The sequence below is a fragment of the Streptomyces sp. BF23-19 genome (genome assembly GCF_041106355.1).
In the GTDB taxonomy this organism is placed as follows: domain Bacteria; phylum Actinomycetota; class Actinomycetes; order Streptomycetales; family Streptomycetaceae; genus Streptomyces; species Streptomyces virginiae_A.
The window spans coordinates 1-7483 of sequence record NZ_JBGBPT010000163.1 but is presented as its reverse complement, the minus strand read 5'-3'; the positions used below and the strand labels follow the sequence as shown (position 1 = coordinate 7483).

General features: G+C 71.4%; 6 protein-coding genes. 2 read left to right on the top strand and 4 right to left on the bottom strand.

The annotated features are described in order from the left end of the window. Window positions 1-1218 (bottom strand): TIM-barrel domain-containing protein (locus tag AB8A24_RS42585; RefSeq protein WP_369479192.1); only part of this gene is annotated, 1218 nt, incomplete at its 3' end. 440 nt (window positions 1219-1658) lie between these two features. Between AB8A24_RS42585 and AB8A24_RS42580 the strand changes: the two genes are divergently transcribed. Both AB8A24_RS42580 and AB8A24_RS42575 read left to right on the top strand, forming a co-directional pair. Beyond that, window positions 1659-3635 carry an acetoacetate--CoA ligase gene (locus AB8A24_RS42580; protein WP_369479191.1) on the top strand — a complete coding sequence of 659 codons (1977 nt, stop codon included), beginning with the start codon at window positions 1659-1661 and terminating at the stop codon, window positions 3633-3635. 63 nt (window positions 3636-3698) lie between these two features. After that, on the top strand, window positions 3699-4634 hold the full coding sequence (locus tag AB8A24_RS42575; RefSeq protein ID WP_369479190.1) for a hypothetical protein: 936 nt from the start codon (window positions 3699-3701) through the stop codon (window positions 4632-4634). Between the two features lie 78 nt (window positions 4635-4712). Here AB8A24_RS42575 and ptsP read toward each other — a convergent pair whose 3' ends face one another. The 3 genes from ptsP to AB8A24_RS42560 form a co-directional block, all read right to left on the bottom strand. Beyond that, window positions 4713-6386 carry a phosphoenolpyruvate--protein phosphotransferase gene (gene ptsP, locus AB8A24_RS42570; RefSeq protein ID WP_328964161.1) on the bottom strand — a complete coding sequence of 558 codons (1674 nt, stop codon included), beginning with the start codon at window positions 6384-6386 and terminating at the stop codon, window positions 4713-4715. A gap of 74 nt (window positions 6387-6460) precedes the next feature. Then, window positions 6461-6910, bottom strand: a complete 450-nt coding sequence (locus AB8A24_RS42565) for a PTS glucose transporter subunit IIA (protein ID WP_328964162.1) — start codon at window positions 6908-6910, stop codon at window positions 6461-6463. 341 nt (window positions 6911-7251) lie between these two features. Next, the coding region (locus AB8A24_RS42560) for a hypothetical protein (RefSeq protein ID WP_369479189.1) at window positions 7252-7483 on the bottom strand (232 nt) is incomplete at its 5' end.

Here is a 7483-nt window from a genome sequence, read left to right as displayed (position 1 = left end):
CACGTTGTGCCCCTCGCGATGGTCACCGCCCGCCCCGTCCAACGCGTGCCGCGCCGACCTCGGCAGCGTCGTGTCACCGAACGGCGCGAAGGACACCGGTTCGTTCATGTCGTGCCAGAAACCGGCGAAGCCCTGCTTCAGCCGCTCCTCGTACAGCCCGCCCCACCACTCCCGCACCGCGGGATCCGTGAAATCCGGGTACGCGCACTCGCCCGGCCACACCTCACCGCGCACCTCCCCGCCCCGCGCGTCCCGCACGAAGGCCCCGCCCGCCCCCACCGTCAGCCCCGACGCGTGCACCCCGTCGCCCGCCTTCACCGCCGGATCCACGATCGACACGAGCCGCACCCCGATGTCCCCCAACTCCTCTGCCAGCCCCGGCAGATCGGGGAACCTCTCCGCGTCCACCGTGAACACCCGATGCCCGTCGTAGTGGTCGATGTCCAGGTGCACGGCCGACAGCGCCAGCCCGCGCGACGCGTACCCCGCCACCACCCGCCGCACCTCCTCCGCGCTCCCGAACCCCCACCGCGCGTGCTGGTACCCCAGCGCCCACTCCGGTGGCACCGCCGCCGCACCCGTCAGCCCCGACCACCCCTGCAGCACCCGCGCCGGCGTCCCCACCAGCACCCAGCACCGCAGCGGCCCGCCCTCCATCCGCAGCTCACTCGCCCCCGGCCGGTCCGCACCCGAACCCGCGCCCTCCTCACCCTCCCGCAGCACCACCCGCCCGTCCCACGAGTTGTCGTGGAACACCAGATGCGTCCCCGCGTCCGCGACCACCATCTGCACCGGCATCGTCAGGTACAGCGGATCGACCCCCGGCCCGAAGCCCCCCTTCGGATCCGTGTTCCACAGCCGGTACGCCCCGTCCCGCAGCCGCGGCCCCGCGGCTCGCCCGCCCAACCCGAAGAACCGCGCGTCCGCCGGCACCTCGCTGCGCTGCAGCCACCGAGCCGCGCCCATCCGCGGATCCACCGGCTCCCACCACCGCGGCGGCGCCTCCCGCCGTAACACCGTCCCGCCCGGCGTCCGCACCTCCAGTGCTCCGTGCCGCGACACCGCCACCGTCACCCGCTCCGACACCACCCGCCAGCCGCCCCCGGTGTCCGGCTCCAGCGCGGCCCGCGGATCCGGCTCGGGGCCCTCGCCCACCACCGCGTACGAGGGCGTCGGCCCGGCCCCGTCCCAGCTCCAGAACACCGCGCCGCCCACCATCACCTGTACCAGCAGGTCGGAGCGTGCGAACCGCAGCACGCCCCCGCCCGGCCGGGCCTCCGTACCGGTCAGCAGTCCCGGCACGCGCGCCCGCTCCGCGCCCCGGCGTGGCAGCCCCACCGCGTCCGAGCGCCGATGGCGCCAGGCCGAGCGCCAGGCGCGCCGACCGCGCTCCGTACCGATGTCTTTCACCGCACGTACCAGATCACGACCGTTCATGCCGCTCACCCTGCCACCGGCCCCCGGCCGAGGGGACGGCGTTCAACTGTCGTTCACCCGGCAGCGGCACCCCGGTGCCGATCACCCGACCCGCCAGGACAGCCCTGGTGCAGCGGACGATCACATGGCATGGTCCCTGTGAGCCGCCGCGCCCACACCCCCGCGCGACGGCACCGTACGCACACGAAGCGCGAGCCGCAGACTTGACCGGGAGCCGACCCATGACCTCAGCCACGCAGCCGGAACCCCTCTGGGCGCCGGGCCCCGACCGGATCGCCGCGGCCCGGATCACCGCCTTCCAGGCCTGGGCCGCCGAGCGCCACGGAGCCCCGGCCGACGGCGGCTACCCGGCCCTGCACCGCTGGTCCGTCGACGAGCTCGACACCTTCTGGCAGGCCGTCGCCGAGTGGTTCGACGTCCGCTTCACCACCCCGTACGCGTCCGTCCTCGCCGACCGCTCCATGCCCGGCGCACGCTGGTTCACCGGAGCCACCCTCAACTACGCCGAGCACGCCCTGCGCGCCGCCGAGGACCCGGCGCGCGCCGGCGACCCCGCCCTGCTGTACGTCGACGAGACCCACGAGGTCGTCCCCGTCAGCTGGGCCGAGCTCCGCCGCCAGGTCGGCTCGCTCGCCGCCGAACTGCGCGCCCTCGGCGTCCGCCCCGGCGACCGGATCAGCGGCTACCTCCCCAACATCCCCCAGGCCGCGGTCGCCCTCCTCGCCACCGCCGCCGTCGGCGGGGTCTGGACCTCCTGCGCCCCCGACTTCGGCGCCCGCAGCGTCCTCGACCGCTTCCAGCAGGTCGAGCCGGTCGTCCTGTTCACCGTGGACGGCTACCGCTACGGCGGCAAGGAGCACGACCGCCGCGAGACCGTCGCCGAACTCCGCGCGGACCTCCCGTCCCTGCGCGCCGTCGTCCACATCCCGCTCCTCGGCACGCCCGCCCCCGCCGGCGCCCTCGAATGGTCCGCCCTGACCTCGGGCGACACCGAGCCCGTCTTCGAGCCGGTCCCCTTCGACCACCCGCTCTGGGTGCTCTACTCCTCCGGTACGACCGGCCTCCCCAAGGCCATCGTCCAGTCCCAGGGCGGCATCCTCCTCGAACACCTCAAGCAGCTCGGCCTGCACTGCGACCTCGGCCCCGAGGACCGGTTCTTCTGGTACACCTCCACCGGCTGGATGATGTGGAACTTCCTCGTCTCCGGCCTGCTCACGGGTACGACCGTCGTCCTCTACGACGGCAGCCCCGGCTACCCCGACACGGGCGCCCAGTGGCGCATCGCCGAGCGGACGAAGGCCACCCTCTACGGCACCTCCGCCGCCTACGTCATGGCCTGCCGCAAGGCCGAGGTCCACCCGTCCCGCGACTTCGACCTCTCCGCCGTGAAGTGCGTGGCCACCACCGGCTCCCCGCTCCCGCCCGACGGCTTCCGCTGGCTCCACGACGAGGTCGCCGAAGACCTCTGGATCGCCTCCGTCAGCGGCGGCACCGACGTGTGCAGCTGCTTCGCGGGCGCCGTCCCCACCCTCCCGGTGCACATCGGCGAACTCCAGGCCGCCTGCCTCGGCACGGACCTCCAGGCCTGGGACCTCTCCGGCAAGCCCGTCATCGGCGAGGTCGGCGAGCTCGTCGTCACCAACCCCATGCCGTCCATGCCGATCCACTTCTGGAACGACCCCGACGGCAGCCGCTACCGCGACAGCTACTTCGAGATGTTCCCGGGCATCTGGCGCCACGGTGACTGGATCACCATCACCGACCACGGCTCGGTGATCATCCACGGCCGCTCCGACTCCACCCTCAACCGGCAGGGCGTCCGGATGGGCTCCGCCGACATCTACGAGGCCGTCGAACGCCTCCCCGAGATCAAGGAATCCCTGGTCATCGGCCTGGAGGAGCCGAACGGCGGCTACTGGATGCCGCTCTTCGTCCACCTCGTCCCCGGCGCGACCCTCGACGACGACCTGCGCGCCCGGATCAAGGCGACCATCCGCGAGGAACTCTCCCCGCGCCACGTCCCCGACGAGATCATGGAAGTCCCCGGCATCCCGCACACCCTCACGGGCAAGCGCATCGAGGTCCCGGTCAAGCGCCTCCTGCAGGGCACCCCCATGGCCAAGGCGGTCAACCCGGGCTCCGTCGACAACCTCGACCTCCTCCACTTCTACGAGGAGCTGGCCCGCACCCGCGGCTGAGGCCACTGTCAGTGGTGGTGATTACTCTGAGTGAGCAAGTGATTGCGACACTCAGGGGGAGTCATGCCACGCAAGAACGACACCGGTACGAACACGGGCACGCGCACGGGCACGCACCGGACCCGCACCACCGACCGGCGCCGCCTGCTGCGCCGTGAGGTCCCCGGCACCGTCGGCCTCCTGGCCGACGCCGGGGACTTCGCGGCCATGCGCGGCTACCGCAGCTTCACCTTCGACGACCATCAGGACTACCTCCACCACGTGGACGGCCTGCTCAGGTCCCTCGCCGCCCAGGGCATCCACACCACCGTCGCCCTCTTCGATCCCGAGGAGTACGCCGAGTTCTGCGGGGAGACCGGCCTCGACCCGGATACCGTCGAAGCCCGCGCCCGCTTCACCGCCGAGCTCGCCGGCAGCGGCGCTCTGCTGCCCTACAGCGGTCAGCCGATCGACGAGCTCGTCCCACTCCTCGTCGACGAGGCGGTCCGCCAGGCCACCTGGGAGTACGCCACCGGGGTCCTCGCCGAGGTCGGTCACTGCGCGGACTGCGGCGAGGACATCGGCCACGCCTCCTTCGACCGGGCCACCGACGCGCTCAAACGCCTCGTGGCCGGCGCCGGACCCGGCCACCACCACTTCGTCTGCAGCATCCCCACCGAGGCGCAACAACTCGTCGCCGTCCTGCACGCCGACACCACCGACGACCCGGACGCACCGCCGTGCGTCGATGCCCGCGAAGGCCTCGACTTCGTGACGGTCCTCGCCGCCGGACTCGCCCTCGGCGGCCCCGGGGGACTGGTGGTACGCACCACCGGTCAGGGCAGCCGGGACCGGGTCCACGGTTGGCGCCTGGACCGCGGCCGGCTCACCGCCCTGTCGGCCGCCGCCGTCTTCAACGCCTACTGCACCGACGCCGACACCGGAGACCCCGTCGCCCCCGAATCGGGCGTCGAATACTGCCCGGGCTACGAGGTCGACGCACCCGGACCGCACCACTGACCGGTCCGGGACGCACCGAGGGGCCCTCGCCACCGGCGAAGGCCCCTCGAAACGAACACCGCGCCATGCGGCTACCGGCTACTCGCCGGACAGCACCGCCTGAGCGGCCTTGCGGGCCTCCTCGGCGGTGTCCGACGCACGCGCCGCCGCCGCGGCCCGCTCGCACTGGGCCAGCGTGTACTTGGCGAGCGTCGCCCGCACATAGGGAATCGAAGCGGCACCCATCGAAAGAGAGGTGACACCCAGACCGGTCAGCACACAGGCCAGCAGCGGATCGGAAGCGGCCTCGCCACACACACCGCAGCTCTTCTTGCCCTCCGCCTTGGCGGCGTCCGCCGCCATGGCGATCAGGTCGAGCAGCGCCGGCTGCCACGGGTCCTGGAGCCGCGAGACGGCGCCGACCTGACGGTCGGCGGCGAACGCGTACTGGGCCAGGTCGTTCGTGCCCAGCGACAGGAACTCGACCTCCTGGAGGATCGAGCGCGCCCGCAGCGCGGCGGAGGGGATCTCCACCATCGCGCCGAACTTCGCCTTCAGACCGGCCTCCCGGCAGGCGTCCGCGAAGGCCTTGGCGTCGATCCGGTCGGCGACCATCGGGGCCATGACCTCGAGGTGGACCGGCAGTCCCTCGGCCGCCTTGGCCAGCGCGGTGAGCTGCGTACGCAGCACGTCCGGGTGGTCCAGCAGCGAGCGCAGTCCGCGCACACCCAACGCCGGGTTGGGCTCGTCGCCCGGCGTCAGGAAGTCCAGCGGCTTGTCGGCGCCGGCATCGAGCACCCGCACCACGACCCGGCCCTCGGGGAAGGCTTCGAGCACCTTGCGGTAGGACTCGATCTGCTTCTCCTCGGACGGCGCCTTCTTGCTGTCGTCCAGGAACAGGAACTCGGTGCGGAACAGACCCACACCCTCCGCCCCGGCCTCGACGGCCGCCGGCACGTCCGCGGGACCTCCGACGTTGGCCAGCAGGGGCACCTTGTGACCGTCGGACGTCGCACCCGGACCGGACGAGGCGGCCAGAGCCGCCCTGCGCTCGGCGGCCGCGGCCTCCAGCTCGGCCCGCTTCTGCGGCGACGGGTCCACGAACAGGTCACCGGTGCTGCCGTCCACCGCGATCATGGTGCCCTCGGCGATCTCACCGGCACCCGGCAGTGCCACGATCGCCGGCACGCCCAGGGCCCGCGCGAGGATGGCGCTGTGGCTGGTCGGCCCGCCCTCCTCGGTCACGAAACCGAGGACGAGCGCCGGGTCGAGCAGTGCCGTGTCGGCGGGAGCCAGGTCCCGCGCGATCAGCACGTACGGCTCGTCGCTGTCGGGCACACCCGGCATCGGCACACCCAGCAGCCGCGCCACGATGCGGTTGCGTACGTCGTCCAGGTCGGCCACCCGGCCGGCCATGTACTCGCCGGCCCCCGCGAGCAGGTCGCGGTACGCGGCGAACGCGTCGTACACACCGCGCTCCGCGGTGCTGCCGACGGCGATCCGCCGGTCGACGTCCGCCATCAGCTCGGGGTCCTCGGCGATCATCGCCTGGGCCTCGAGCACGTGCTGGGCCTCGCCACCGGCCAGCTGGCCACGCGCGATCAGATCGGCCGCCACGGCACTCACGGCCTGACGGGCGCGCCCCTGTTCGCGCGCCGCCTCATCCGCGGTGATCTGCCGGGCCGGCGGCTCCAGAACAGCCGTGCCCATGTGCCGCACCTCGCCGATCGCCACCCCGTGGCTCACGCCGACGCCTCGCAGCGTTGTCTCCATTTCACCCGTCTCCGATTGAGCGGCGGGCCGAGCCGCCGCGGTGGATATCCGACTCGCCTGTACAGGCGGACGTCTCACTGCCAGCTGAAGAGAGCGTCGTCAGCCTTCACGTCGCCGGATTCGACGACGTCGGAGAGGGAATCGGCCGTCGCCTCGAGCGCCACGACCGGGCAGATCGGCGACTTGCCGGCTGCCTCGACGGCAGCGGGGTTCCAGCGGATGACGGCCTGGCCACGGGTCACGGTGTCGCCCTTGTTCACGAGGAGCTCGAAGCCCTCGCCGTTGAGCTGAACCGTGTCGATCCCGAGGTGCGTGAGTACACCGTGACCCTCACCGTCGACGACTACGTACGCGTGCGGGTGCAGGGAGACGACCACACCGTCGACGGGGGACACCGCCTCCGACGGCTCACGCACGGGATCAATAGCGGTGCCCGGTCCCACCATCGCGCCGGAGAACACCGGATCGGGCACTGCCGCGAGTCCGATGGCGCGTCCGGCAAGTGGGGACGTCACGCTGGTCATGGGGGCCTCCCAGGGGTGGGGCTCTTCGTGTCGCCGTCACTGCCTGTCGCGAACGGCGTACTCTTCTGAAGGATATGGCACAAGATGTTCGGGTTCGCCCGATGTTGGACCTGGTCCGAGCGTCCCCGTTGGCAGGGAGACTAGTGGACTAGACCGGTGGACTAGACCATACGCCTGAATCGATTTGCTTGGGCACCCCCAGAGCTGTACTGTCGTGACTCCCGCCAGGACGCCTCGTGTGAACTTCTCGCGAACGGCCGATGGACGGGACTCCTCCTCTTCAGTATCGATCTTGATCCCATCCGTCTTTTCGTATGCCTTTTCGGCAATGCGGCGAGTGGTCAGGGAGAAGGAAAAGCACTGATAGAGTCGGGACCGCTGGAAAGGGAAAACGCGAAAGCGAAAACCTGGAAAGCACCGAGGAAGTCGGACACGAAAGAGTCTGATAGAGTCGGAAACGCAAGAACAGAACGAAAGCCCGGAGGAAAGCCCGAGAGGGTGAGTACAAAGGAAGCGTCCGTTCCTTGAGAACTCAACAGCGTGCCAAAAATCAACGCCAGAAGTTGATACCCC

Coding starts and splice junctions, on each gene's coding strand:
- AB8A24_RS42580 (WP_369479191.1), top strand. CDS start 1,659: ATGACCTCAGCCACGCAGCCGGAACCCCTCTGGGCGCCGGGCCCCGAC.
- AB8A24_RS42575 (WP_369479190.1), top strand. CDS start 3,699: ATGCCACGCAAGAACGACACCGGTACGAACACGGGCACGCGCACGGGC.
- ptsP (WP_328964161.1), bottom strand. CDS start 6,386: ATGGAGACAACGCTGCGAGGCGTCGGCGTGAGCCACGGGGTGGCGATC.
- AB8A24_RS42565 (WP_328964162.1), bottom strand. CDS start 6,910: ATGACCAGCGTGACGTCCCCACTTGCCGGACGCGCCATCGGACTCGCG.